Source organism: Acinetobacter sp. SM1B, assembly GCF_003289665.1.
Taxonomy (GTDB): Bacteria; Pseudomonadota; Gammaproteobacteria; order Pseudomonadales; family Moraxellaceae; genus Acinetobacter; species Acinetobacter schindleri.
Genome location: NZ_QMBM01000001.1, coordinates 491610 through 516946 on the forward strand (window position 1 = coordinate 491610; position 25337 = coordinate 516946).

Annotated in this window: 25 protein-coding genes; 19 read left to right on the top strand and 6 right to left on the bottom strand. The window is 41.5% G+C overall.

Annotated features, from left to right (window positions below; translation table 11 throughout):
• Positions 1 to 155 precede the first annotated feature (155 nt).
• Positions 156 to 1568 (top strand): ribosome biogenesis GTPase Der, encoded by a 1413-nt coding sequence (der, locus tag C8322_RS02415; protein ID WP_004889995.1) that lies wholly within the window; start codon positions 156 to 158, stop codon positions 1566 to 1568.
• 107 nt (positions 1569 to 1675) lie between these two features.
• Positions 1676 to 2323 carry a 4'-phosphopantetheinyl transferase family protein gene (locus C8322_RS02420; RefSeq protein WP_111810341.1) on the top strand — a complete coding sequence of 216 codons (648 nt, stop codon included), beginning with the start codon at positions 1676 to 1678 and terminating at the stop codon, positions 2321 to 2323.
• 17 nt (positions 2324 to 2340) lie between these two features.
• On the opposite strand, the gene C8322_RS02425 is transcribed toward C8322_RS02420, so the two are convergent.
• Positions 2341 to 3114 (bottom strand): SDR family oxidoreductase, encoded by a 774-nt coding sequence (locus C8322_RS02425; protein ID WP_111810342.1) that lies wholly within the window; start codon positions 3112 to 3114, stop codon positions 2341 to 2343.
• A 90-nt stretch (positions 3115 to 3204) separates the two neighbouring features.
• On the opposite strand from C8322_RS02425, the gene mazG reads away from it, so the two are divergent.
• The 16 genes from mazG (at position 3205) to C8322_RS02505 (ending at position 19202) form a co-directional block, all read left to right on the top strand.
• Entirely contained in the window at positions 3205 to 4020 is an 816-nt protein-coding gene (gene mazG, locus C8322_RS02430) for a nucleoside triphosphate pyrophosphohydrolase (RefSeq protein WP_111810343.1), read from the top strand.
• On the top strand, positions 3977 to 4402 hold the full coding sequence (locus C8322_RS02435; protein WP_108675800.1) for a ComEA family DNA-binding protein: 426 nt from the start codon (positions 3977 to 3979) through the stop codon (positions 4400 to 4402). The genes mazG and C8322_RS02435 overlap by 44 nt, the downstream gene beginning before the upstream one ends.
• A 136-nt stretch (positions 4403 to 4538) precedes the next feature.
• Positions 4539 to 6005 carry a polynucleotide adenylyltransferase PcnB gene (gene pcnB, locus C8322_RS02440; RefSeq protein WP_008303415.1) on the top strand — a complete coding sequence of 489 codons (1467 nt, stop codon included), beginning with the start codon at positions 4539 to 4541 and terminating at the stop codon, positions 6003 to 6005.
• On the top strand, positions 6002 to 6487 hold the full coding sequence (gene folK / locus C8322_RS02445) for a 2-amino-4-hydroxy-6-hydroxymethyldihydropteridine diphosphokinase (protein ID WP_111810344.1): 486 nt from the start codon (positions 6002 to 6004) through the stop codon (positions 6485 to 6487). Before pcnB ends, folK begins: the two co-directional genes overlap by 4 nt.
• A gap of 52 nt (positions 6488 to 6539) precedes the next feature.
• Positions 6540 to 7349: a 3-methyl-2-oxobutanoate hydroxymethyltransferase gene (panB, locus tag C8322_RS02450; RefSeq protein ID WP_004813084.1), complete on the top strand. Its 810-nt coding sequence runs from the start codon at positions 6540 to 6542 to the stop codon at positions 7347 to 7349.
• A gap of 1 nt (position 7350) precedes the next feature.
• The gene (gene panC / locus C8322_RS02455) at positions 7351 to 8202 is read left to right on the top strand and encodes a pantoate--beta-alanine ligase (protein ID WP_103800619.1); all 852 of its coding nucleotides are present in this window, start codon (positions 7351 to 7353) and stop codon (positions 8200 to 8202) included.
• 14 nt (positions 8203 to 8216) lie between these two features.
• On the top strand, positions 8217 to 9068 hold the full coding sequence (gene rapZ / locus C8322_RS02460; RefSeq protein WP_008303422.1) for an RNase adapter RapZ: 852 nt from the start codon (positions 8217 to 8219) through the stop codon (positions 9066 to 9068).
• Positions 9065 to 9334, top strand: coding sequence for an HPr family phosphocarrier protein (locus C8322_RS02465; protein WP_008303424.1), 270 nt, complete (start codon positions 9065 to 9067; stop codon positions 9332 to 9334). The genes rapZ and C8322_RS02465 overlap by 4 nt, the downstream gene beginning before the upstream one ends.
• A gap of 2 nt (positions 9335 to 9336) precedes the next feature.
• Positions 9337 to 9870 (top strand): ribosome biogenesis factor YjgA, encoded by a 534-nt coding sequence (gene yjgA / locus C8322_RS02470; RefSeq protein WP_004813080.1) that lies wholly within the window; start codon positions 9337 to 9339, stop codon positions 9868 to 9870.
• A 693-nt stretch (positions 9871 to 10563) separates the two neighbouring features.
• Positions 10564 to 11841, top strand: coding sequence for a sensor histidine kinase (locus C8322_RS02475; RefSeq protein ID WP_111810345.1), 1278 nt, complete (start codon positions 10564 to 10566; stop codon positions 11839 to 11841).
• Between the two features lie 78 nt (positions 11842 to 11919).
• Positions 11920 to 14670, top strand: a complete 2751-nt coding sequence (gene glnE / locus C8322_RS02480; protein ID WP_111810346.1) for a bifunctional [glutamate--ammonia ligase]-adenylyl-L-tyrosine phosphorylase/[glutamate--ammonia-ligase] adenylyltransferase — start codon at positions 11920 to 11922, stop codon at positions 14668 to 14670.
• Between the two features lie 24 nt (positions 14671 to 14694).
• Complete coding sequence (locus C8322_RS02485) at positions 14695 to 15621, top strand: branched-chain amino acid transaminase (RefSeq protein WP_111810347.1); 927 nt, start codon at positions 14695 to 14697, stop codon at positions 15619 to 15621.
• A 128-nt stretch (positions 15622 to 15749) separates the two neighbouring features.
• Positions 15750 to 16472 (top strand): glycosyltransferase, encoded by a 723-nt coding sequence (locus C8322_RS02490; RefSeq protein ID WP_111810348.1) that lies wholly within the window; start codon positions 15750 to 15752, stop codon positions 16470 to 16472.
• Positions 16473 to 16499: 27 nt separating this feature from the next.
• Positions 16500 to 17474 (top strand): Stealth CR1 domain-containing protein, encoded by a 975-nt coding sequence (locus C8322_RS02495; RefSeq protein WP_111810741.1) that lies wholly within the window; start codon positions 16500 to 16502, stop codon positions 17472 to 17474.
• 3 nt (positions 17475 to 17477) lie between these two features.
• A complete protein-coding gene (locus tag C8322_RS02500) occupies positions 17478 to 18236 on the top strand; it encodes a glycosyltransferase family 25 protein (protein WP_111810349.1) in 759 nt (252 codons plus the stop codon).
• A 54-nt stretch (positions 18237 to 18290) separates the two neighbouring features.
• Positions 18291 to 19202: a glycosyltransferase family 32 protein gene (locus tag C8322_RS02505; protein ID WP_005402066.1), complete on the top strand. Its 912-nt coding sequence runs from the start codon at positions 18291 to 18293 to the stop codon at positions 19200 to 19202.
• Between the two features lie 24 nt (positions 19203 to 19226).
• Here C8322_RS02505 and C8322_RS02510 read toward each other — a convergent pair whose 3' ends face one another.
• Both C8322_RS02510 and C8322_RS02515 read right to left on the bottom strand, forming a co-directional pair.
• Positions 19227 to 20120: a hypothetical protein gene (locus C8322_RS02510; RefSeq protein ID WP_005402067.1), complete on the bottom strand. Its 894-nt coding sequence runs from the start codon at positions 20118 to 20120 to the stop codon at positions 19227 to 19229.
• Positions 20121 to 20302: 182 nt separating this feature from the next.
• The gene (locus C8322_RS02515) at positions 20303 to 21205 is read right to left on the bottom strand and encodes a hypothetical protein (protein WP_008303447.1); all 903 of its coding nucleotides are present in this window, start codon (positions 21203 to 21205) and stop codon (positions 20303 to 20305) included.
• 287 nt (positions 21206 to 21492) lie between these two features.
• Between C8322_RS02515 and C8322_RS02520 the strand changes: the two genes are divergently transcribed.
• Entirely contained in the window at positions 21493 to 22215 is a 723-nt protein-coding gene (locus tag C8322_RS02520; protein WP_005402069.1) for a putative nucleotide-diphospho-sugar transferase, read from the top strand.
• 46 nt (positions 22216 to 22261) lie between these two features.
• Here C8322_RS02520 and C8322_RS02525 read toward each other — a convergent pair whose 3' ends face one another.
• The 3 genes from C8322_RS02525 to aspS form a co-directional block, all read right to left on the bottom strand.
• Positions 22262 to 23128, bottom strand: a complete 867-nt coding sequence (locus C8322_RS02525) for a lysophospholipid acyltransferase family protein (protein WP_005402070.1) — start codon at positions 23126 to 23128, stop codon at positions 22262 to 22264.
• Between the two features lie 5 nt (positions 23129 to 23133).
• The gene (locus C8322_RS02530; RefSeq protein WP_004908914.1) at positions 23134 to 23355 is read right to left on the bottom strand and encodes a hypothetical protein; all 222 of its coding nucleotides are present in this window, start codon (positions 23353 to 23355) and stop codon (positions 23134 to 23136) included.
• A 160-nt stretch (positions 23356 to 23515) separates the two neighbouring features.
• Positions 23516 to 25297, bottom strand: a complete 1782-nt coding sequence (aspS, locus tag C8322_RS02535; RefSeq protein ID WP_111810350.1) for an aspartate--tRNA ligase — start codon at positions 25295 to 25297, stop codon at positions 23516 to 23518.
• Between the last annotated feature and the right edge of the window lie 40 nt (positions 25298 to 25337).

The window sequence follows — 25337 nt, forward strand, 5'->3', positions numbered from 1 at the left end:
AATAAGCCAACCGTATTTTTTACGCGGGGTGATTGAATGTTCAATGCCCCGTGTTTTTATTTATTTTAGGCTTTAATCCTATTCCCATTTTCTTCCAGAACTTTCTGATGTTCAGGCCATTTTTAGACAGCCTGATATTGAATAAAGGTTAATCTATGAAACCCGTAATTGCGCTCATTGGTCGTCCGAACGTCGGAAAATCAACGCTGTTCAACCAGATAACCAAGAGCCGTGACGCATTGGTGGCAGACTTTGCAGGTCTGACACGCGACCGTAAGTATGGCGATGCTGTCTATCAAAATAAATCCTTCATTGTCGTTGATACTGGCGGTATCGGTGAGAACGAAGGTGGGATCGACTCTTACATGGCAGAGCAGTCTAAAACTGCAATTCATGAAGCAGATATGATCATCTTTGTGGTCGATGCACGTGCCGGATTGTTGGCATCTGATGAACAGATTGCCCGTGAGCTGCGTACTTTGGGTAAAAAAGTCTTCCTTGTTGCGAACAAGGTAGATGGAGTACACGCAGAAGCTGCTTTAGTTGAGTTCTATAAACTTGGCATGGGCGAGCCGATGCAAGTGGCGGCGAGTCATGGTCGTGGTGTACAGCAGATGCTTGAAGAAGTACTTGCAGATGTGCCTGAAGATGAGTCTGAAGCTGAACACGATAAAAATACCGGTTTGCGTTTAGCGATTATTGGTCGTCCGAACGTTGGTAAATCCACCTTGGTCAACCGTTTACTGGGGGAAGAGCGTGTGGTTGCATTTGATCAGCCAGGTACAACCCGCGACTCGATTTACATTCCATTTGAACGTGATGGCCGTAAATACACTTTGATCGATACCGCAGGTGTACGTCGTAAAGGTAAAGTCGATGAGATGATTGAGAAATTCTCAATCGTGAAAACTTTGCAGGCGATGAAAGATGCGCATGTGGTTGTCGTAGTTGTTGATGCACGTGAAGGGATTGTAGAGCAGGACTTGCACTTGATCGGTTATGCGATTGAAGCAGGCCGTGCCATGGTGATTGCGATCAATAAATGGGACAACATGTCTGAATATGATCGTAAGCAGTGCAAGTTGGATGTGGAACGTCGTTTTGACTTTATTCCATGGGCGAAGATTCACTTGATCTCTGCATTACATGGTACCGGTGTCGGTGAGCTTTATCCTTCGATCCACCGTGCTTATGATTCTTCACACCTGAAAGTCTCTCCTGCAAAAATCACCCAGATTCTGCAAGATGCGACTGAAGCTCACCAGCCGCCAACTGTTCAAGGCCGTCGTATCAAAATGCGTTATGCGCATATTGGCGGTCAGAATCCACCGACCATTGTCATTCATGGTAACAAGGTCGATAAAACTCCTGCGGATTACCGTCGTTACCTGGAAAATGTATTCCGTAAAGTTTATAAACTTGAAGGTACGCCAGTAAGAATTGAATTTAAAACTTCTGAAAACCCGTTCGAAGGTCGTAAGTCGCAAATTGATGAACGTACTGCAGCACGTAAGCGTCGTTATGTTCAGAAATTCAAGAAAGCTGAAAAGAAATTCAAACGCGGTTAATCTGTATTTCAATAAAGTAAAAAGCCTGCAATAGCAGGCTTTTTTGTGCTTTCACCATGCAGGTCTGAACTGTTCTATAATTCACTTGAGCAATAAAGGACCATGTAATGCGTCAGATTCGAATTGATTTACATAAACTGCCAGTTCAAGCCATATCTGGCGGACTAACGCGTCAAGCGTATCTGCAGCAACGTAAACAACACATCATTCAATTGCGAAATCAGTATTTATCCAGTGCTTTAAATTGCTCGATTAGTGATCATGATCTTGCACGTGCGGAGCATGGCAAACCCTATCTCAAAGATCACTTACATGTTGCCTTTAACCATAGCCATAGCCAGAATTTTTATGCACTTGCCATGAGCCAAACAGTCAAAGAAATTGGGGTGGATGTTGAAGAATTAAGCCGTAAAGTTCGTTTTGATGCATTGGCACAGCATGCTTTTCACCCTGAAGAATACGCGAGCTGGCAACAGTTAGACTGTGATCCTGAATACTGGTTTAAGGTCTGGACCACCAAAGAAGCAGTATTAAAAGCACATGGTATGGGTATTCGTATGAACCTGAGTGAGCTCAATACTAAAGTACATCCACAGCAGCAGGGTGGCCTGTGTCAGCATGCGCAGCTTGGGGTCTTTGGATTTCAAAACTATGTATTTGGTGATTGTGTGCTCAGCGTGGCATGGCAGGCTGAGCAGTCATGCCGTGGCTTCAGTTTTCCACAGATTCAGATTTACCAGTATCCGGTAGCATAAACAGGGGGATATAAGAATCAGGGTTTTCGGGCAATTAGCAAATTACTCATGCGGTTCACAAACTGCGGACTGAAACGTGACAAATGGTATAAGAACTGGCTTTTAAAGCCGACTGGCTGATGGGTAGGAACCAGTAAATTGTCCTTGCGCTGTACCAGTTTTAAAATATCCTGAGCGACGTCTTCTGCACTCAAATGTACGCCCATTTTCTTGATGCTTTCTGCCTGCATATCCTGAACCATTGCAGTGCGCACAAAAAGTGGCATTACATCCATGACCCGGATGCCATGCTTGTGCCATTCAATATCCAGGCTTTCTGTCAGTCCTCGTACGGCAAATTTACTGGTCGCATAAGAAGCGAGGTCAGCTTGACCATAGATCGCGGAAGCAGAGGAAAGGTTAATGACCCGGGCAAAAGCAGCCCGCTCCAGAAAGGGAAAAGCTGCATGACAGCCATTGATCACACCCTTAATATTAATATCGACCGTACGGTGGTGTGCTTCAATGGGGGACTTTTCAAAATTTCCTGAATAGAGAATGCCGGCATTATTCACCAGAATATTGATCTTGCCTGCCCAGGCTTCAAAATCTTCTAAGGCGGTTTGCCAGGATGCATAACTGGCAACATCCAGATAGCCAGCGTGTGCATTCGGGCCTAGCTGTTCAGCCAGTTGTTCGGCAAGGCTAATATTCAGATCATAAATACCGACCTTGTAATCCTCGCGGCAAAATAGGCTGGCAACAGCAGCACCGATTCCTTGTGCTGCACCGCTAATAAAGATACTGTGCATTGAGCTTACCTCCATGTTGACTGTTTTTAGAGCATAGCAAACATTGAGCAAAAGATATTTTCTTGTCCGATAAAATAAAGAGGTTTTAAGGTGGAACAATTACTGAGCATCATGCGTGAACTACGTGAAAAATGTCCATGGGATCAACAGCAGACACCTGAATCATTAACACGTTATGCGATTGAAGAGGCGTATGAAGTTGAAGCGGCTGTTCGTTCCGGTAAGACTGAAGATGTACGTGATGAGCTTGGTGACCTGTTATTACAAGTGGTTTTCCAGTCGCAGATGTACAGTGAGCAAGGTGCTTTTAATTTCCAGGATGTAGTGCAGGCGATTAGCGATAAATTAATCCGCCGTCATCCGCATGTATTTCAGGCTGAACAGTTTTCCAAACTCAGCCCTGAAGATGTGGCTGTATTGTGGAAAAAGATTAAGACACAAGAAAAACAGGGTAAGCCCCGTTCCCGTCTGGATGATGTGAAACATGCACCGTCACTCGTACAGGCAGACGAAATCCAGAAAAATGTGGCAAAAATTGGTTTTGATTTTCCTGATGTGGATGGTGCATTCGGTAAGCTTGAAGAAGAGTTAGGTGAATTTAAAGAGGCAATGGTAGGACAGAAATCCGACGAAATTCTGGAAGAATTTGGTGATTGCTTATTCTCTCTGGTCAATGTTGGTCGTAAACTTGGAATTTCGAGTGAGATGGCACTATTAGGTACTATCCATAAATTCCGTACTCGATTTGCCTTGATGGAACATCAGGCAGTACAACAGAATCTGAATATAGAAGACCTGTCACTGACTGAACTGGATCAGTTGTGGGAACAGGCGAAACAAGAATTAAAACAACGGGTCACGCATGAAAATAATAAAAATTCGGTCAATCAGCAGAGAACTGATTAGTATCATCCTTACAATTTTATCTGTACTGTACAGTTCGTTTGCAGCTGCTGCTCAAAATGAAAGTTATGCTGACTGGAAGGCCAAACAGCAACAATATGATGCACGGCTGAAACAACAGCAGAATCAGCCATCCCAAAATCATAGCAATCACTATCTGGCGAAGCCAGAGCTTGCAGCTGTTTCCAGTGCAGACAGGATCCGGCTGAACTCCGCTACGGTCGAGCAGTTGCAGCAGCTGCATGGCATTGGTCAGAAGAAAGCAGAAGCAATTATTGAATATCGCAACACGCATGGCAAGTTTAAACGTGTTGAAGATATTCAGTTGGTCAAGGGGATTGGTCCCGCACTATTTGCTAAAAATCAAGCTCGACTGGCGCTGTAAATCATCTAAATTTAAAGTGAATCCTCTATCATTGCTGGATACAGGATTGACATAATCAAATTGCCCTTTAGCCGTGTAAGCGATATGATTAGCGTCATCTTAGAATTTTACGTTCAGACGTAGGAGACAGCGTCTTTTGCAAACTTTGCGCGCGTCAAAATGTGGTTTATCAACCGCTCAATTACCTTCTTATATCCTCGATGTGATTGATGCCTTAAATAAGGCCGGCTATGAAGCTTATATTGTTGGTGGTGGTGTACGAGATCTGATGCTGGGCTTGAATCCCAAGGATTTCGATGCTGTCACTAACGCAACTCCCGCTCAGGTCAAAGAAGTATTCGGGCGACGTTGTCGTATTATCGGGCGTCGTTTTGAGCTGGCTCATGTCTATTCTGGTCGCGAACTGGTAGAAGTCGCGACTTTCCGGGCACCGCCGAAAAAGGCCGTCACTTCGGCGCAGGGCATGATTCTGCGTGACAATAACTGGGGAACTATCGAGCAGGACTTTGCTCGCCGTGATTTCTCGATTAATGCAATGTATTACCAGCCACGTAAAGGTATTGTGCTGGATTTCTGCAATGCAGTAGATGATATTAAACATAAAACACTGCGCCTGCTGGGTGATCCAACACTCCGCTTTGAAGAAGATCCAGTCCGTATGCTGCGTACGTTGCGTTTTGCAGCAAAATTAAATTTCAATATTGATGAAGCGATTCTGGATATTTTTACACCAGAAATGACCCAGCTGCTTCGTGATGTATCTCCGCATCGTCTTTATGATGAGTCACAGAAGCTGTTCACCATGGGGCATCTCAACCGCGTCTTACCAATGCTGATTGATTTCGGGATCTGGCGTCAGCTGTTTGCAGAGATCAAGCCTGAAATCACACCGTTTATTGAACGTGCTGCGACCAATACCGATCAGCGTATTTCGATTGGCAAGACGATTAATCCCGCGTTCTTCTATGCTGTATTGTTATGGAAGCCATTCCTGGAACGTTGTGATTTCTACTTGAGTAAAGGCATTATTCCAGCTGAAGCACGTGCTCAAGCAGGCCTGGATGTGCTGAAGCGTCAAGCAACCCGTACCATCATTCCACGTTTTGCGGAAACCTTTATCCGTGAAGTCTGGGAAATGCAGACCCGGCTGTTGAATCCAAAACCGCAGCAGATTGAAGCGCTGTCTGGTCATGCGCGTTTTCGTGCCGGCTTTGACTTCCTGTTACTCCGCGAAAAATCAGGTGATGAAACGGCACAGGGCATGGGGAGCTGGTGGGATGCTTATCAGCAAATGGGCGGTGACGAAAAAGAACGTGCCATTGCACAGTATAACCGTCAGCGTGCCAAGAGCCGTCGTAAAGCGACTCAGGAAGAGCATCTGGAACAGCGTCTGGCTGTTCAGGAAACCACTGAGATTGAGCCATTAGTCAATGAGCCGGAACCACGTAACCGTCGTACCCGCAAACCTAAGCCAGCAGCAGAGAAACCAGTTTCTCATGCAGCAGCGAGTGCAAGCGGTGAGATTGGTCCGGATCATCCAATTATGAAACGTAAGCGTGTACAGCGTGATTTAAACCAAGTTGTTTTTGGACCGACACAATGACCATTACTTATATTGGCTTAGGCAGTAATCTTGGTGATTCGCGCCAGATTATGGCTGAGGCGGTACAGAAACTGGCAAGCTTGGGAACAGTGAAAATATCCCATTTGTATCAAAGTCCACCGATGGGTCCACAGGATCAGCCAAATTATCATAATGCTGTGGTGCAGTTAGTCACCGATCTGGCACCACTCGATCTGCTGGATTGCCTACAGGCATTGGAACAGGAAGCGGGTCGGGTACGTTTACGCCACTGGGGTGAACGTACCCTGGATCTGGACCTGCTTATTTATGGTGATGAACGTATTCAGAATGAGCGTTTGACTGTGCCGCATGTCGGTGTAATGGAACGTGATTTTGTATTATTGCCGTTGTTGGATCTTGATACTGAATTACAGCTGAATGGACAATCATTAAAAGACCTGGACATCGTAAAACAATCGACTTTGACGGTCCTTGATCGCACGAATTGGGCAAATATTTAATTTTTAGTTATTGGTATGTTCGCGAGAACTTCAATAAGAGAGGAACACCTTCATGATCAGTCTGAGCGACTTAAGACGATTCAAGGCGGACGGCCGTAAATTCTCCTGCCTGACCTGCTACGATGCCAGCATGGCCAAAGCCATGGAAATTGCCGAAGTAGATACGATTCTGATCGGGGATTCCCTGGGTATGACCATTCAGGGACATGATTCTACTTTGCCAGTCACTGTAGCAGATATGGCATATCACACTGCTGCAGTGCGCCGTGCGAATCAGCATGCCTTTATCCTGACTGATCTGCCATTTATGAGTTATGCAACATTGAATGATGCCTTGCAAAGTGCCCGTACCGTGATGCAGGCGGGTGCTCAGATGGTCAAGCTGGAAGGTGGAGCATGGCTGGCTGAAACCGTACAGGTCATGACGCGTAACGGTATTCCAGTTTGTGTACACCTAGGTTTGACACCACAATCAGTGAATGTATTTGGTGGTTATAAATTACAGGCACGTAACCGTGCAGCGGCAGATCAGCTGCTTGCTGACTGTAAGGCTGTGGTTGAAGCCGGTGCTGCCTTGTTATTGCTTGAATGTGTGCCTGCACAACTTGGCAAAGAAGTGGCTGAGTTATTCCCGGAGATTCCAGTGATTGGTATTGGTGCGGGTGTAGATACGGATGGTCAGGTGCTTGTAGTGCAAGACATGCTGGGCCTGAACTTTGGTCATACAGCTAAATTTGTACGTAACTTTATGAAAGAACAATCAGGTGCCAATGCAATCCTGGATGCATTCAAGGCCTATCATGCTGCTGTACTAGACAGCTCATTCCCTGCACCTGAACATACATTCCAAGTTGAGTTATAACATGAAAACAGAAACTACCATCCAGGGTTTGGCGGCCTCATTAAATCCGGCTCGTTCAGCACGTAAAATTATTGGCTTCGTACCCACCATGGGGAATCTGCATCAAGGTCACTTAAATCTGGTACGTGAAGCCCGCAAGTTATGTGATGTAGTCGTGGTCAGCATCTTCGTGAATCCGATTCAGTTTGGGCCAAACGAAGATTTTGATAATTATCCACGTACCTTGGAACAGGATCAGCAGTTATTGGCTGAAGTAGGCTGTGACATCGTCTTTGCTCCAAGTGTGGAACAGATGTATGGCAACAAGCCGCGTCTGACCAATATCAGTGTTTCGGATATCACTAACGACCTGTGTGGTTTACAGCGTCCGGGGCATTTCGATGGCGTAGCAGTTGTCGTGACAAAATTGTTTAACATGGTTCAGCCAAACTATGCTTTCTTTGGTGAAAAAGATTATCAGCAACTGGCAGTGATTCGCCAGTTTGTGCAAGACCTGAATATTCCACTGGAAGTGATTGGGGTGCCGATAGCGCGCGCTGAAGATGGTTTGGCACTGAGTTCACGGAACGGTTATCTGACCGAGCAAGAACGCCAGACTGCACCAGTGATCTACCGCAGCTTAAAAGCAGCGGAACAGCAGCTGCATGAAGGTATAGTATTAGATATTGTGTTGACTGGTATTCGCCAGACCCTCACTGAGGCTGGTTTTGTGGTAGATTATATTGAGGCACGTACGCCAGAATTGCAAAAGATTGATGAATTTAATCAGGATCTTGTGTTATTCATTGCAGCAAAATTAGGTAAGACACGTTTGATCGACAATCTGCAGGTAAAATATTCTGCACGTCATTAATAGGGTAGCAGTGCATGAAGCGCATCTTAATTGTGACAGGCCAATCTGGTTCAGGTAAGTCATCTGCCTTGCAGGTACTGGAAGACCTGGGTTATTACTGTATCGATAACCTGCCGCTGGCACTGCTTCCTGAAATTGTCGCGAAACTGGATCAGGAAAATAACCTGGAACAGTTGGCATTAGGAGTGGATGTTCGTAGCACCCGGGCGGATCTGCAAGAATTTGATCATGTGTTTGAACAGCTGCAACAACATGGCACAGTCGATGTTATTTATCTAACTACGCAGGATCAGGAGCTGATTGCACGTTTTAGTGCTTCACGCCGTCCGCATCCGCTGGCTGCACGTTTTAAAAGTCTGAATGAATGCATTCAGGAAGAAAAATTACTTTTGCTTCCGATCCAGTTGCGCTCGACGGTACATATCGATACTTCTGACAAAAGTGTGCATGACCTGAAGCATACCTTACTGCATAAGCTCGGTCAGACCGATAACCTAATTCTGATTTTACAGTCCTTTGGTTATAAGCATGGTATTCCATTGGATGCCGATTATGTCTTTGATGTGCGTCATCTGCCTAACCCGCACTGGGATCTGGAACTACGTAAATTTTCCGGACTGGATCAGCCTGTACAGACTTTCTTAGAAAAGAGTGAGCAGGTAGAAGACATGTTCCAGGACATTTACCACTTTTTGGAAAAATGGCTACCGGCTTTTGCTGAAGGGCACCGTCACTACATCACAGTTTCTGTGGGTTGTACCGGTGGTCAGCATCGTTCTGTTTATATTGTGGATAGACTAAAAAAAGCGCTTGAGGCAAAATGGTCTGTTCAAGTCCTCCACCGAGAAATGAAGCACTGGTCATGATTGATACGACGGTTGACGTAATTAACAAATTGGGTTTACATGCGCGGGCATCGGGTAAGCTCATTGAAGTCACCACCAAATTTCGTTCCAATATTCAGATTGGAAAGGGTGACAAGCTCGTCGATGCAAAAAATATCATGTCCTTGCTCATGCTAGGAGCGGGCAAAGGCACAACATTACGCTTGGTACTTGAAGGAGCAGATGAAGAAAAAGCTTTATCTGAAATTCAGGCACTGTTTGCGGCAAAATTTTATGAGGCAGATTAATCGTGGCACGTCGACCGAGCAGTTTAACTGAAGAAGATTTCGAATCTTTAGAGGGACGCGCAAGTAAAACCGAACAGAAAAAAGCAGTCCAGCGTATGGCTGCTTTAGGCGCACAGTTGGCAGAACTGAGTGCGAAACAAATCAAGAACCTTCCTGTTGAAGAGCGTTTGATTGAAGCCTTGCTGGATGTTCAGCAAATTAGTTCACATGAAGCACGTCGTCGCCAATTCTCACGTATTGGTAAATTACTACGTAACGAAAATGAAACCGTAATTCTGTCCTATCTGACCCCAAAACAGGGTTTGAAAAAGACAGCACAATTACAGCGTTGGGTTGACCGTATTGTCAAAGATGGTGATCCGGCGATTAACGAATTTACCAAAACCTATAATGCAACAGAACGTCATACCTTACGTCAGCATTATTTGCGTGTACATCGTGATCTAAAAAATCAGGCACCTGAAGAAGAGGTTACAGCATCAAAGCTGAAACTGTTCAACTATGTACAGCAAGTAGCATTGATTTCAGATAATTGATTTCGTGTCGATAGAGAAGGCGATCCTAGAAGGTCGCTTTTTTTATATCCGTATTTTACCAAACAGAAAATTATATAAGATTCATGAGCTGGAATTATGAGCTCAAGCATAATTTTTAAAGAAACAATTTATAAGAATTGTAGTGGCTGCTTACAATTAACAGTAAGGAAATCTCAGTCATTAACAAAAAAATTGGTACTTTATGCCAGTTTTATTGTACTTAATTAACAAAAATTAGACATATCAAAGAATTAACTAAATTACATGGTTAGTTAGAAGATTAATCATTTGAGCATTATGAAGCAAAAAATAGGATATTTACTCGTAAAAGATTGTTTGGTGAAGAAATTCTTAACAATATTAATCTAAATAATTTATTTTAGTGCTATTATTTGAAATTAAATTAATTATCTATAGGCTTGACACTAGTATTTAGTTTAGGTGCATGTTACAAGTGGTGGTGAAAAAATAGACATTCTAGTGACATTATTAGGGTTGTTTATAGGTTTACAAATAACGGTTAATGTCAAATTTGTTTTACATTTTTTAAAGAAAAAATGAACGTATACGTAGTTAAATGTAATGAAATCAATTAATCTAGATGTTAGGAAATGTTGTTGAGACTGTTTAGATTCTTTGTTATTGATTGTGTAAAATTGGTCGAATAAATAAACATAACCATGAGAGGCAGAGATGAAGCTTAACCTTCTGGAGATAGGTCAAAATACTGAACAGCTAAGCTCATGCCGCCTGTCTCTTATTTTGGGCGTAAATACTTCCAATAACCTAATTAATACATTTGCTCGAGTCGCACGTCGGCTACTCAAGACTGAAAAATGTTTACTGGGTTTTCATAAAGAACCTTATATCTGGTATTCCACTGCTTCAGAATTTTGGGGGTTCGAAACCCCGCACGAATTAAATTTGCTCAATTATCTTAAAAATGATAACTGTCTGGATCGTACGCATCCTGCCTATACAGAAATGTCAGAATATATTCGTAGTCTTGGCGTAGAGCATAAGCGCCTGATCTCCTTTAATTTGAAAGCCAGTGATACCCATTCAATTGGTCATGTGGTATTTTTTGATCAGGAAGAAGAGGGCTTTGATCAAGAAGATATTCGTCTGGTGCAGGAGTTTGCCGATGGGCTGGTCGGACGGATTCGCTTGCATGAAGACTATAATGAACTGAAGGAAATGTACGAGCAGCAATGCGCCATGAACTTTAGTAAGACGAAATTCTTCCAGATCATTGCTCATGACCTGCGTGCACCCTTTCATGGTTTACTTGGATTCTCGGAAGTATTGGCTGAAGAACGTCATACACTGGATGATTCAAGTGTTCAGAATATTGCCGATTATCTCTGTGAAAATGCCAAGTCAACTTATAACTTGCTGGAAAGCCTGCTGACTTGGGCGATGGCTGAAGGTGGACGTTTTGTTTACCATCCGATCAACTTTGAGCTAAAACAGTCCAGCAAAATTGTTTGCGATGTACTCAAAAGCTTAGCATTGAATAAAAAAATCGACCTGATTGACCGCATTCCTGAAGGAGTGAAGGTCAATGCGGATATCAACATGATTACTTCAGTGCTGCAAAACCTGGTCTCCAATGCACTGAAATTCACCCCAACCGATCAGCAGGGTCAGGTCATTTTGACTGCTGAAGCTGAAGACGAGCTGGTCAGAATCAGCGTGCAGGATACCGGTCTGGGCATGACTGAAGAACAGATGCAAAATCTGTTTAAGCCAAATCTGACAGTAAGTGTGAAAGGCACAGATAATGAAAAAGGCGCGGGTCTTGGTCTGGTATTGTGTAAGCGATTTGTCGATCTGAATCATGGTCAAATTTATGTGGACTCTAAAGAAGGTCAGGGTACGACCTTTAGTGTATTGTTGCCAAAAGCCACCAATGAACATCAGGCACTGGCACTTGCTGAACCGGCAGGTGCATTAAAAGAAAAAAATTAATTTCCGTCCAAGGCATTCACAGGGCTGCCAGTCACCTGTTATAACTAGAAAAAATCTTGCAGGTGACAAGGACTGGAAATGAATGACGTACAATTGCAGAAAACTTTAAGGGCAAGCCAATATGCCGAGCAGGTATTGTCCAGACACGCTGCCTTGCTGCAGCAGGACTATGCAGTTGACCATTTTCAGCATGCTTTAAGTACTGAACAAATCAAGCAATCTGTCACAGATACTCTTACCAATATTAGTGATGAAGAGCAATGGATGAGTACGTTACGTACTCTGCGTGCTCGCCTGATGTTTCGCTGGATCTGGCAGGATGCCAATCAACTCACCGATGTTATTACCCTCACTCAAGAACTCTCCGATTTTGCCGATGCCTGCATCTGTGCGGCGAAAGATTTTGCCCGTATTCCGGTCGCTGCCAAGTATGGCCAGCCGATTGGCTATAACGGAAAAGTCCAGGATCTGATTGTCATCGCGATGGGCAAACTCGGCGCCCAAGAACTCAATCTTTCCAGTGATATCGACTTGATTTTTGCCTTCGATGAGCAGGGTGAAACCGATGGGCGCAAATGTATTGATGTGCAGCAGTTTTGCATCCTGTGGGGACAGAAACTGATTCATTTGCTGGATCAGATCACGGCGGATGGTTTTGTATTCCGGGTGGATATGCGCCTCCGTCCCTGGGGCGATGGTTCGGCGCTGGCCATTAGCCACGCGGCCTTGGAAAAATATCTGAGCCAGCATGGGCGTGAATGGGAGCGTTATGCCTGGATTAAAGCGCGTATTGTCAATCCAAGTCCGGAAGGCGATGAGCTGCTGGAGATGACCCGTCCATTTGTATTTCGCAAGTACGTCGATTACAGCGCTTTTGAAGCCATGCGCGAAATGAAAACCATGATCGAGCGTGAAGTCCAGCGGCGTAATATTGAAGATGATATCAAGCTCGGTGCTGGCGGTATTCGCGAAGTTGAATTTATCGTGCAGGTCTTTCAGCTGATTTATGGTGGAGCCAAACTTGAATTGCAGGATCGCCAATGTCTGGTCAATCTGAACCATCTCGATGATGCCGAACTCTTGGATGAACAGGCAGTCCAAGATCTGGAAGATGCCTATTTGTTCCTGCGCCGGGTGGAACATGCGATTCAGGCCTTAAACGATCAACAAACCCAATCTTTACCGACTGAGCCTGATTTACGTCAGCGAATGGTAGAGACCTTAGGTTTTGCAGACTGGTCAGATTTTATGACTGTCCTGAACCAGAAGCGAGCCAAAGTCATTTATCAGTTTGAGCATCTGATTAAGGAAAATGAACCGGAAGCCCAGGTCGAAAGTTTTGTCCAGCTGGAAAAGAAGCTCAACGATGTTCTGGATGATGCCGCCAAGAATCTGGTTCATGAATTCTGGCATGGTCATGCATTGAAAAAGCTACCGGCCAAGGCGATTCAACGTTTAAAAACCTTTTGGCCTTATCTGATTGAAGCGATTCTGGAGTCTGCCAAGCCGCAAATGGCGTTGTTGCGTCTCATGCCCTTGGTTGAGTCGGTGATGCGCCGTACTGTCTATCTGGTCATGCTGATTGAAAGTAAAGGCGCACTGCAACGACTGGTGAAAATGGCCACGGTGAGTCCCTGGATTTGTGAAGAACTCTCACAATATCCGGTATTGCTGGATGAGTTTCTGTCGATGGATTTTGAGTTACCGAAACGACAGGATCTGGAAGATTCTTTACGCCAGCAATTACTCCGTATTGAGATTGATCAGGTTGAAGATCAGATGCGGGTATTGCGCCTGTTTAAAAAATCCAATGTCTTGGCCGTCGCAGCCAGTGATGTTCTGGCTGAAAGTCCTTTGATGAAAGTTTCTGATGCCTTAACCGATATTGCCGAAGTATCTGTCAATGCAGCTCTGCATTTGGCCTATCAGATGGTGGCCAAAAGGCATGGTTTTCCCCTCGATGCCGAAGGCAAGCGCTGTTCAATCGAGCATACTGCCTTTGCGGTCATTGGTTATGGCAAGGTCGGTGGCATTGAACTGGGTTATGGCTCGGACTTGGATTTAGTGTTTATTCATTTTATGGGAGAACAGGCCGATACGGATGGACTCAAGCCGATTAGTGGTTTTGAGTTTGCCATGCGCGTGGCACAAAAATTCATGTCATTGATGACCACGCAAACCCTGGATGGGCGGGTCTATGAAGTCGATACCCGTTTACGTCCTTCAGGTGAAGCAGGCCTTTTGGTCACCAGTCTGAAAGCCTTTGAACAATATCAGCTTAAGAGTGCCTGGTTATGGGAGCATCAAGCCTTGGTGCGCGCGCGTCCAATTGCGGGTGAGCTAAGCCTAAGACAAAAATTTGAAATCTTACGCCGTAATATTTTGATTCAGCCTCGTGATGAAAATTATGTGCGGGCAGAAGTACTAAAAATGCGTCAGAAAATGAAGGATCATCTGGGCTCCTCCAAAGCGCAGAAAAAAGATGGAATTTTTCATTTAAAACAAGATACAGGTGGTATCGTAGACATCGAATTTATGGCACAGTATGCGGTGTTGGCCTGGAGTGGGACGAATAAAGATCTCGCCCATTTCTCCGACAATGTAAGAATTCTTGAGGATACCGCAAAATCAGGTTGCTTATCCAGCGACGATGCGACTGCTCTGATTCAAGCTTATCTCAGTGAACGCGCCGAGAGCCACCGCTTAGCCCTTGCAAATCAATCCATGCAAGTGTCTGCAAGCGACTGGCACGATACCCGAATGACCGTTTGCAAGTTATGGCAAAGACTAATTGATCCAAGTGCAAGCTTTGCGCTGGATAGTGAATAATTGTGAAAAATTGGAGTTTGTGGCATGAATTTGGCTGATCGTGATGGTTTTATTTGGCAAGATGGACAACTGGTTGACTGGCGTGAGGCGAAAACCCACGTATTAACCCATACTTTGCATTACAGCATGGGTGTGTTTGAAGGCGTCCGAGCTTATGAAACTCCGAATGGAACGGCTATTTTCCGTCTAAAAGAACATACCAAGCGTTTGTTGAATTCTGCAAAAATTTATCAAATGAAAGTTCCATTTGATCATGCAACATTAGAACAAGCGCAAATTGATGTGGTGCGTGAAAATAAACTGGCATCTTGCTATTTACGTCCAATCCTTTTTATTGGTTCTGAAAAACTGGGTATTGCTGCAACTGATAACACGATTCATGCTGTGGTTGCGGCATGGAGCTGGGGTGCTTACTTGGGTGAAGAAGCCATGGCGAAGGGTATTCGCGTGAAAACTTCATCATTTACCCATCATCATCCGAACGTGACCATGTGTAAAGCCAAAGCGTCTGGTAACTACACGCTGTCGATTCTGGCGCATCAGGAAGTCGCGCATTCGGGTTATGACGAAGCCATGTTGCTCGATCCACAAGGCTATGTATGCCAGGGGTCAGGCGAAAACGTATTCCTGGTGACTGACGGTGTAATTCATACCCCTGATATTGCCGGTGGTGCGCTGGATGGTATTACCCGTCAAACCATTATTACCATTGCCAAAGACCTGGGTTATGACGTGGTTGAACGCCGTATTACCCGTGATGAATTCTATATTGCCGATGAAGTGTTCTTTACCGGTACTGCTGCGGAAGTGACACCAATCCGTGAATATGATGACCGTCAAATTGGTGAAGGTGTCCGTGGTCCAATCACGACGCAAATCCAGAAAGCTTATTTTGATGCAGTTCAGGGTAAAGATCCTAAATATGCACATTGGTTAACTTACGTGAAATAAGTAATAATTTACTGATTGAAAAAACCTCTCATTTGAGAGGTTTTTTTTAAGGGATATACTTATTCTGCCGAACTTATGTCATCATATTCGGTATCCAGAAGATTTTAAGATGAGCTTAGGCATACGCAATGAGTAACATCGTTATTTGTATGAAATGGGGAACCAAATACGGTTCTGAATATGTCAATCGTTTATACAACATGGTTAAACGACATACGACAGTCGATTTCAAAATGGTCTGTCTGACGGATCGTACTGAAGGAATTAATCCTGAAGTACAATGTTTCCCAATTCCACCTTTGGCATTGCCTGAAGGTGCGCCTGAACGTGGCTGGAATAAGCTGTCTACTTTTGAACCGGATTTATATGGTTTAGAGGGCAATGCGCTATTTCTCGATCTTGATGTGGTGATTGTCGATAACATCGATGAGTTCTTTAGCTATCCGGGTGATTTTCTGATTATCCATGACTGGAAACGTCCTTGGCGGATTACCGGCAACAGTTCGGTGTATCGTTTTAAACTGGGTGCATTTCCGCGACTTTTACCGTATTTCCGTGAAAATTTTGATGAAATCCGTCAAAAATTCCGTAATGAGCAGGCTTATTTGTCTTGGTATGTAGATAAAGAGGGCAAGCAGACTTATTGGCCGGAAAGCTGGTGTAAGAGTTATAAATATCATTGCCTGCAAAAAATTCCGATGGCTTATTTCAAGCACCCAGTGAAGCCTGAAGGCGCCAAAATTATTGTGTTTCATGGTGAAATTAATCCACCTGATGCAGTCAATGGTGGTGGTGGAAAGTGGTACCGTTATGTTTTGCCATCGCAGTGGATTAAGGATGCTTGGCAGTAAGCGTATTTGGTGAGTATTAAATTGAATATGCAGCAGCCCTTAGATATTGTCATTGCATGGGTCGATGGCAATGATGCTGAGCTTCAGAAAAAACGTCAACGTTACCTCGGTCAAACGAAAGCACAGACTGAAGCGACGCGCTATGCTAGTAATAATGAAATTTATTACAACATTGCCTCTATTTTAAAATATGTGCCTTATGTGCGACATATTTATGTAGTGACGGATCAGCAAAAACCCACGTGGTTAGATGAGTTTGAGCAACAAGGGTTAGCTGCTAAAGATCAGATCAAAATCATTGATCATCAAGTTTTATTTGCTAGCTATCAGCAGTATTTACCAACATTTAATTCATTATCTATTGAAATGATGTTGTGGAATATTCCTGATATTTCACCGTATTTCCTTTATTTGAATGATGACTTTTTTTTTAATGCGCCATCAGTGGCTGAAGATTTTGTCGAAGATAGTAAAGTCAAAATTTACGGTCATTGGCAATCAAGTAAAAGCTTGAAGATGAAGTTCAAATGGCGAGATTGGTTAAATCGTCAGTTGAAGAAAACGCCTAAAGCCAAATATACAATGGCGCAAATGCTGAGTGCGGATGTGCTTGGGCTTGATCGTTACTTTGAAATCCACCATCGACCGCATGTGCTTGTGAAGCAAGAGATTGCTACGTTTTTTAAAGCGAATCCTGAGCTTCTGATTGAGCAAATATCACCACGCTTCCGCAGTTTTTATCAATTACTGCCTGTGGGTTTAAGTAATCATCTGTGTATCCAAAATCAGCAAGCAACGTTACTGCCTGATGTTCAGATTGTGTATTTAAAAAATGCAGATGGTATTGAAGCATTCAAGCAAGCCCTCAAGCAACCTGATATTCCGTATGGTTGTGTGCAAAGTTTGGATCAGTTTGCACCTAAGCAAAGACAGCAAGTGATCACTGCTATGAATGAAAAATTTATGGGCTACTTACCGCAGTCACTTCTAGACCAAGAGTAAATTATGAAATTTGTTACTTATTTAATTAATCTAGATGGTAGTGATCAACGTCTAGAACAGGCGACGACGCAGCTTAATGCGGTGAATTGGCCGTTTGAACGTTTCTCTGCATTTGATGGCCGTGGCAAAGCATTGACTGAGTTTAGTCAATACGATGACCAAGGTGCACAAGACTTATTGGGTCGTAGTTTGATGAACTCTGAGCTTGGCTGTTACTTAAGTCATTATGGTTGTGCTGAAAAATTCTTAACCATCGATGCTGATTATCTTGTGGTGCTCGAAGATGACATGAAAATTGATGATAATTTTCATCAACAGCTACAAGCAACACTTGAATACTTAGACCAACATCAAGAGCTTGATTGGTATTTAGTGAATATCGCAGCGAAAAAGAAAAAGTTTGCTAAAGATATTACGCAACTAAATTCCATGAGTTTATGGCATGCATTTTATTTCCCCATCCGAGGTTTAGGTCTAATTTGGTCACGCCAAGGTGCACAAGCATTTTTAGAAGCAGGGAAAAGCATTAATATGCCAGTGGATATTTTCTTCCAATCTTGGTTAAGTCAAAATGGTAAAGGTTTGGGAGTGTGGCCGCCATTTGTGAGGCCAGCAGGTCTGGATAGTGATATTTTAGGTACTGTTGCTGCTCAAGGTATCAAACGGAAGCAACTTGAGAATCGAAGTGCTTCTCATGGATTTAAGAAGCAGAAGCGTATGTGGCGTGATCGCTTTTATGCAATTAAACATTTAATGTCTTGAGTCCTAGTTATGGACTGTAATAAATAATTTTCTCTATTTTGTTGAGTACATTTTATGAAGTTTTTTAAGAAGCTCTTCTATCTTTTGAAATTTTATACAATGTATTCAAACCAAAAAAGAGAAATCAATGAGTCAATAGATAACTACGCGGACCTGATCGTTCTCAATCCTGGTCAGCAAAATGCGGTTATTCCCAAAATTATCTGGATGTATTGGGAAGGCTCACTCCCTGAGTTTGTGCAGAAGTGCGTTGATAATATAAAAAAGAACAATCCAAACTATGTTGTAAACTTTCTAACACCTAATAATGTCAAAGAGTTTTGTGATATTGATTATGGTCGTTTAAAGCATGCGACACCACAACAGAAAGCTGATCTCATTCGATTTGAATTAATTTATCAACACGGTGGGATATGGTTAGATGCCAGTACAATTGTTTATGAAAATCTAGATTGGATTGAAAAGTTAGTTGCTCAACATCAAACGAACAGTTTTGCCTACTATCGAAAGAAAAATACTACTTGCCCAGACTTTCCTGTTTTAGAGAATTGGTTATTGGCAAGTTCTGCCAAAAATATGTTTTTTAAGTCTTGGTTTGAGGAGTTATTTAAAGCTATAGAATTAACACCAAAGGTTTATATTCAGCAGATTAAAGAAAATAACGAAAATTATCAGGACTATTTTCAAGAGATAGGCCGTTTAGAATATTTGGTTGCTTATGTTGCCTGCCAAAAAATTATGCGTACCACTTTACCGAGTATGACCTTGATTAACTGTGATCGGAATGCTTTTTTCTATCAAGTAAAAAATAAATGGATGAAAGAAAAAGTGTTGATTGATCTTGCCCTCAATTATCCGCCAGTTGAAAAGCCTAAGCTGATCAAACTGGCAGGAAAAGAAAGGGGAATATTAAGTCGTTATTACTGTAAGAAAATGTATTTTAACGACTCGTTTATTGATATCTAAAAATTGCTAATAGGAGGAATATCTTTAAAGTTGATTTGAATCAATTTTTTCAAATGATTCGACTGCACTATTTTTAGATAAATTAAAAACATTAACTTCATTTTTTTTTAAAAATAAAGCAGCTGTGTCGAAAGCTTTTATAACTGTAGGTGTATGTATGTCTAACAAAGTAGTTTGCTTATTTTCTTTTGTTTCATAAAATCTAGGTTTATTGAAGTTACTCATATCAAGTCCTGCAATATATATATGTTTGTAATTTAGCTTGTAAATAATTTGTAACGAAACATATGCTACTGTGTAATAGTCAAATACGCCATAAAATATTTCCTTTGAGAAGCCGAAATTGTTGTGAAAATAATAATAGCTCATATTTTTATTAATTTTAGTTTCTTTTTGCAGAAATGCTTCAATAGTATTTTCTTTAATAGTTTCAATTAATTTTATTTGACATAAAATATTCTCGAACGCAATCTTTCTTAAAATAGCATCAAGACAACGAGGGGTGGTGAAAAAGATACAATTTGAGTCTAATACTTTTTTTACTAAATCAAATCTAGATTCAATAAAGTTGTGATCAATAATAATATATCTTGAGAATTTAACTTCCTGCATGGAAATAGCGCCATTTACACCAATATAATCAATATCTTTTTTTTTGAATATATTAGGATCAAGTGTTTTTATAGAAGGACCCGTAGCAATTAGCATACATTTTTTGTTATTGCTTGGAGTAATGTAAGTGTTATCAGAAATAAGTATTTTATTGAAATATATTCTTTTCAATTGACCATCTGGGCTTCTTTCTGATTGATAAAGTGGCCAAAAACGACGGTTATGCTTATAAGTTTTTGGCATGAAAGTTTTATAAATAAATTTATAAATATTTCGTAAGATATGGTGTGAGAAAAAATAATTCATTAAGTAACCGCATTAAAAATTAAGATATTTTTGGATTTACATTCTATTCAAAATCGCATGAATATAAATTCAAACGTGAAATACGTTTGTTCTATTAAAAAAGATGAAATTTCTAATGCTAGAGTATTAATCTAGTAGGGAAATCTGATAAAAACCTTCTCATCTTGATTATTTATTCATTACTAATCTAATGAAAAACCTTTTTTTATTAGTTTAGATTTTAAATTTGAAATAGAACGACTTAACCAATTCCTATCTTGTTGAGGGCGCGTGACTTTATTGCCTTTGTAATTAATCTGAGTTGCTTTTTGAAATGTTCCATAAGCTTTTACTAAATAGTCTTCAGGTTTATAACCATTATCCAACGCTTCTTGATAATATTGATCAAATAACTCAACTAAGTCTTGTCTTGGATGAGGCATGATTTTTCCATCAAACCAATGTTTTTGATTGTTTTTTTCTAGGCGCGGTAACGAGTATTTATGGCTAAACTGAGTACCCATGTCGGAGTAATGAAGAATCTTGATATCTTCTATTTTTAAGCCTTCACCATCAATACAGTTGTATGAACTATTGTAGTTTTGGACTAGATGTGGTTGGTCTTTGATTAGTTGCATTAACTTCTTGTGACCATCTGGATCAGATTGCAACGTTTTAAGTGAAGGTAAATATTGTTTAGCTTTTTCACAATCCCAAACACAAGTACATAAACGAGCTGAACTTTTGCCACCTTTGGCGATGACGATTGCATCATCTTTCATCGGATGCGACCATAACTCTGCGATATCACATAAAACGATGACATCAGCATCCATATAGATTGAACGCCCTTCAAAGTTGGATGATTCTGGAATTGCCCAACGGAAACCAGAAAATGGGGTTGCCCATTTCTCAGTATGCCATCCTTCATGCGTTTCTTGATTGCTATACCACGGACTAGCAGGGTCATGGCTCAACTGCATCCATGTAATTTCTACTGGATGCTGTGTATTTTTACGGATGCTATAATCAAGCACCATCATTTGTTCTAAATCACAGTTATTTGGATCACAACCAACAAAAACTTTTATTACATCATCGTTCATATTCACGTTGAGCCCTCGTTATATGTAAATATCAATCTATCATTTGTAGGTGAGAAATGTACCATTGCTGATTGAAAGACTAAAATATTTGTAATTTTTGTATTGTAAATATAGAAATGTAATTTTACTAGAAAATTATTTTTTGCTTTTAGTATTTTTAATTTTTTACTTGTAGGTAATATGTTAAAAGTCAAAAGTAGTTAAAGTCTGTAAATTTTCAGTTGTGTTGCTATTCATAAAAATTAAAATAAGTATAATGTATTTAAATAATAGATTCTAGGTTTGCTATGTTAACAATTTTCGGTTTCCATACAGATGATAAGTTGTATACTAAACATGCACAAATTCTGACATGCTCAGCAAAAAAATTCGATATTAATGTTTACTTTCATCAAGTTTCTAAAGATGATTGGCAGAAAATTATTGCATTTAAACCAAAGTTCATCGCAAAAATGAGAAGAGAGTTAACGGGTAAAATTCTATTTGTTGATGCTGATGCGATTATTCTTCAAGATATTCGTCCATTTTTTGAAACAATTGTAGAAGATATTGCTGTTCACTATATTAACGGTACGCGTTTGATTAGTAGTACAATTTTTATTAATGATACCCCAAATGCACATTTGTTGATGGATGAATGGGAGCGTAGACAGTTGCAGCAACCAGAAGTATGGGATCAAATTGTATTGCAAGAATTAGTTGATGAATGGGTTGAAAATAAGAAAGTAACTTTGAATAAGCTACCTCCTAACTATACTTTTATTTTTGATACATCTCGTCGTACATATGGTGATGCTTACGAACCTATTATTGAGCAATTGCAGGCAAGCCGTGATATGCGTTGGTTGAAAAAATATAAAGAAAGAAGTCGGTTTGAACAATGGTATAAAAAATATCCATTATTGTCTAAGAGCACGAAAAAAATTGCAAACAGACATGATGTTGTGAATGCTAGAACTAAGCAATTAGGTATTGATATACAATTAAGTTTTTCTGATCTGTTGGATTAAATAAAATTTTTTAATCAAAAAAGTTTCATAAATATTTTGTTAGTTTTTATCTATAGTAATCTTTTTGATAATCACCTCTAAATCTTTTATACCCCCACATGTATTCAGTTGGGAAGCGGTTGATCATTTGCTCTACCGCTTTATTTAATGCAGTTGTTGCAACTTCTATATCTCGATCATAGAGTTCAGGATCATTGAGATCATCACAGTAGACCTCAAAACCTTCACCATCCTCTCTACGGAAACAACTTAATCCCACTAAGCGGCATTGAGTTTTTTGTGCCATTTTGCTGGCTAAAGTACTGGTTAAGCAGGGAACTCCAAAAAAAGGAACCACGACACCACCAGAGGGTTGAGGGACATGATCTGGCAGAATTACACTGAAACCACCTTGTTTGAGGTTTTTGAATAATGCTTTAACACCGTTGGCATCAGTTGGAACTAGTGTCGCGTTTAACCGTTGGCGAGCATGTAAAGCAAAAGCATTAAATCCTGAGTCTTTCATGGGTTTATACATAATGGTGGGAATACCATATTGATGTACCCATGCATTCATCATTTCCCATGTACCCAAATGCGGAGTAATAATCAAAGCACCACGCGGATCACTTAAAGCATTTGTTAATACTTCTAAATTATGTACAGTACGAATTTGCTGAATGCTCCATTCGGGAGGCATTGCCCAGCATTTCCCAGATTCGATATAACTTAAACATTGCTTCGTTACGCTTTCTTTAGCAAGCTTTTCACGCTCACTCTCAGGAATATCTGGATAAGCAAGACTTAGATTTACCCGTGTTTTCCAAAGCATACTTTTATCTGGGTTTTGATTAATAAAGTAAGCCGCCACTTTTGCAATACTGCGCAAAAATGCTAAAGGTAGAATACGGAGTAAAGTGGTATAAAACGACATTGCGATTAATCTTGTTTATTCGCGTTGCCTTTGAGCACCATATAAATGAGGGCGACAAAGATGAGAAGTGCACCTGCTAAGCTACTAACGCAAAAATATAAAATGCGTTCATTGGTCGTCATATTGAAAAGTTCATTTGCTAAGATATAGCGCATAAAAAACCATTGTGCCAAAGAAAACACAATAATCACAATTGCATGTCGACGTACATCAGGACGCATTGCCATAACAATGACCTCTCAATAAAAAGCAGTTCATTATGCCACTAGCATAGATATTCTCAAAGTATAAATTATCGTACCAACGCTCTCCAAAAGGAGGAGATCTTATAGCCATAAAAAAACCCTGTACAAGACAGGGTTTTTATTTAATCCATAAAACTACAGATTATTTTTCTTCAGTTTTCGGCTTTTCACGTAAACGAATGCCTAAGTCACGCAATTGATTTGCTTCAACAGGAGCTGGAGCTTGAGTCAATGGACATTCAGCAGTCTTCGTTTTAGGGAATGCGATCACATCACGAATTGAAGATGCACCAGTCATCAACATGATCAAACGGTCAAGACCAAAAGCCAAACCACCATGTGGAGGCGCACCATAACGTAATGCGTTCAATAAGAAGCTGAATTTTTCTTCCGCTTCTTCTTCGCCGATACCTAAAGCTTCAAAAATTGCTTTTTGCATTTCTAGTGTATAGATACGAAGTGAACCACCACCAATTTCAGTACCATTCAATACCATATCGTATGCAACTGATAGTGCCGCGCCTGGATTGCTCTTTACTTCTTCAACACTTGATTTTGGTAGTGTGAATGGGTGGTGAACAGAAGTCCATTTGCCATCATCAGTTTCTTCGAACATTGGGAAGTCAACGACCCAAAGTGGAGCCCACTCGCACGTTGCAAGATTCAAGTCATGACCGATTTTCACACGAAGTGCACCCATCGCATCATTTACGATCTTCGCTTTGTCAGCACCAAAGAATACGATGTCACCGTTTTCAGCACCAACGCGTTTGAGTAGGTCAAGTACGATTGGTTCGATGAATTTAACGATTGGTGATTGAAGACCTTCGATGCCTTTCTCAAGTTCATTGACTTTAATATAAGCCAAGCCTTTAGCACCGTAGATGCCTACGAATTTAGTGTATTCGTCAATCGCACTACGTGGTAGTGAACCTGCACCAGGAACACGTAACGCTACAATACGACCTTTAGGATCTTTTGCAGGATCTGCAAATACTTTGAACTCAACGTCTTGCATGAGGTCTGCAACGTCAACCAGTTTCAAAGGAATACGTAAGTCTGGCTTATCAGATGCATAGTCACGCATTGCATCTGCGTAGGTCATACGTGGGAATTTGTCGAATTGAACGTCTAGAAGTTCTTTGAACATCTTGATCGTCAATGTTTCCATCAAATCCATAATGTCATCGTCACTCATGAACGATGTTTCAACGTCGATCTGGGTGAATTCTGGCTGACGGTCAGCACGCAAGTCTTCATCACGGAAACATTTTGCGATTTGGTAATAACGATCGATACCGCCCACCATCAACAACTGTTTGAACAGCTGTGGAGATTGTGGAAGCGCATAGAAGCTACCGTTAGAAACACGACTTGGTACTAGATAGTCACGTGCACCTTCAGGCGTAGCACGGGTGAGAATCGGAGTTTCAACGTCAAGAAAACCATTGTCTTCGAAGTAGTTACGAATCAGGTTGGTCAACTTAGAACGGAAACGTAGGCGATCCAGCATTTCTGGACGACGGATGTCCAAAAAACGGTACTTTAAACGTACTTCTTCAGAAATGTTGGTATTTTCGTCATTCAATGGGAATGGCGGAGTTTCTGACGCAGCAAGAACTTCAATTTCTTTACCAAGAACTTCGATTTGACCGCTGGTGATATTTGCGTTTTCAGTCCCTGCATAACGACGACGTACGCGGCCTGTAATTTTTAATACAAATTCTGAACGTGATTTATCGGCAGTTGCGAATGCTTCAGGAGTATCTGGGTCAATAACCACTTGAACAAGACCGTCACGGTCACGCATGTCAAGGAAGATTACACCACCGTGGTCACGGCGACGGTGAACCCAACCGCATAATGTTACGGTTTGGTCAATTTGAGCTTCGGTTAATGAACCGCAGTAATGAGTTCGCATCATAGCGTTAAAAATCCAACTATATGGTTTAAGGTCAGCGAAT